Below are 1,893 nucleotides of genomic sequence, written 5' to 3'. Positions count from 1 at the left end.
GTCTGGGGCAACACCCTGGAAGAAGTGCGCGAACCGTACTATATCGAAGAGCAGAACCTGCGCTTTCAGGGGCAGTACCTGGACCGCGAGACGGGGCTGCACTACAACACGTTTAGGTTCTATGATCCGGATGTGGGGCGGTTTACCACGCCGGACCCGATTGGGTTGATGGGTGGGGTCAATCTTTATCAGTATGCGCCGAATACGGCGGGATGGATTGATCCATGGGGATGGGCGTGCAAAAGTGCAATTAGCGGAAACAAAGGACGAAATAAGGCACTTCATGATTTGAAGCGAAACGGTTTCAAGGTTGTTGCAGAAGAGGTCACCATGAAAGTGAACGGCAAACGTATACGTGCTGACTTTGTTGCAAAGGATCGCTTCGGGAAAACACACGTTTTTGAAGTAAAACATGGAGCAGGGACACTAACAACTAATCAGGCAGGATCGAATGTCTTTGATATGAGGAAGCCTGCCAATACCACTCAATATCTGGGTGGAGGTACAATTAAAACCTCCGCAGGAGCAAAAGGAACGTTTAAGATCGATACAAACGGAAATCCCGGACTCCCCCTTGGCGGAAATGCAACTCAACATGATGCAATTTTCAATTTATTAATTTACAAGTAATCATCATGAATGTAGAAATCCGAAAAGAATTAGAAAAAAATTTATTACTAGAGTTGAAAAAAATCACATCTGTATGTTTTGATCTGAAAGTATACAAAAGCAAGCTGTGCCTGCTTTTTTCTAATGAAAAATATGGTGAAATTTACGTTCAACACCTGTCAAAAGCGGACGGCTACTACGCTGGCGTAGAGCTTTTCAAATGTGAAGCGATGGACTTTTGCATAAGTCAATCACCACCTTACTCAAGTCAATTGATGAACTCTTCATTTCTCTCCAAGAGTTCTTTATCAGAAGCCGATAAAAGATTTGGGGATGAAATCGGTGGAATCATTAGAACACCAACATCACATAATATAAAGTCTACGGCAGAAAAAATACAACAGCGCCTGATTGAATTTTATCTTCCAGATGTGGAACACTGCATAACAAGCTCTCTCTCGTTGATTGATGACATACTCGCAGCGCCAGACAATTATGCATATCCCTTTCTAGCGGCTCTTTTCTGTGCGCAAAAAAATGGATTGAGTGCAAATTCAAATTATTTCCAAAAAATACTTAATCATAGAAAAATATTTGGCAATAAACGATTTGATATTGCCCTAGCTCAAAAAATACTAGATTAAACAGAAAAAAATCTTACGCAGCAAAGGAGCACCCATTTCGCCTATGACGCCCTCGGCCAGTTGCTGGAAGAACAGAGCGCAGCCGGCAGCTTGCAGCATCACTACGACGAACTGGGCAACCTGAGCCAGACGCAGCTACCCGATGGTCGCTGGCTCAATCGGCTGTATTACGGCAGTGGCCACCTGCACCAGCTCAACCTCGACAGCGAGGTCATCAGCGACTTCGAACGCAACCGCCTGCACCGCGAACTTTCGCGCACCCAGGGACAACTCAACACCCGCAGCGAGTATGACCGGTGCGGACGCCTGCGCTCACGACAACGCCACCCGACCCATTATCCCGTGATACTGGCGCCCGCTCGACAGAAATACTTCGAATACGATGTCCTCGACAATCTGATCCTCCGTGACGAGCGCGACAAAGACCAAAAAATCCGCCGCGACCAACACCTGCACTACGACGCCACGGATCGAATCATCGCCACCCAGGAGAACCCACGGGGCCATAGCGAAACCTTCGCCTACGATGCCGCCGCCAACCTGCTCAACGGCCAGCAACAAAACGCGGGACGGGTGGCGCACAACAAACTGCTGACCTATCAGGACAAACGCTATCGTTACGATGGCTTTGGCCGCATGA

The 1,893-nt window shown here is 47.5% G+C and carries 2 protein-coding genes and 1 pseudogene; all 3 read left to right on the top strand.

Going from position 1 to position 1,893, the window contains the following annotated elements; genetic code table 11:
• On the top strand, nucleotides 1-630 hold a 630-nt coding region (locus tag AWM79_RS24220), incomplete at its 5' end, for an RHS repeat-associated core domain-containing protein (protein WP_167375423.1).
• 5 nt (nucleotides 631-635) lie between these two features.
• Nucleotides 636-1,253 carry a hypothetical protein gene (locus tag AWM79_RS24215; RefSeq protein ID WP_082712590.1) on the top strand — a complete coding sequence of 206 codons (618 nt, stop codon included), beginning with the start codon at nucleotides 636-638 and terminating at the stop codon, nucleotides 1,251-1,253.
• Between the two features lie 36 nt (nucleotides 1,254-1,289).
• A pseudogene (locus tag AWM79_RS07830) lies at nucleotides 1,290-1,893 on the top strand (RHS repeat domain-containing protein); the annotation flags it as partial.

This window comes from Pseudomonas agarici (assembly GCF_001543125.1).
GTDB classification, from domain to species: domain Bacteria; phylum Pseudomonadota; class Gammaproteobacteria; order Pseudomonadales; family Pseudomonadaceae; genus Aquipseudomonas; species Aquipseudomonas agarici.
This window is presented reverse-complemented; position numbering and strand designations above follow the sequence as displayed.

Coding starts and splice junctions, on each gene's coding strand:
- AWM79_RS24215 (WP_082712590.1), top strand. CDS start 636: ATGAATGTAGAAATCCGAAAAGAATTAGAAAAAAATTTATTACTAGAG.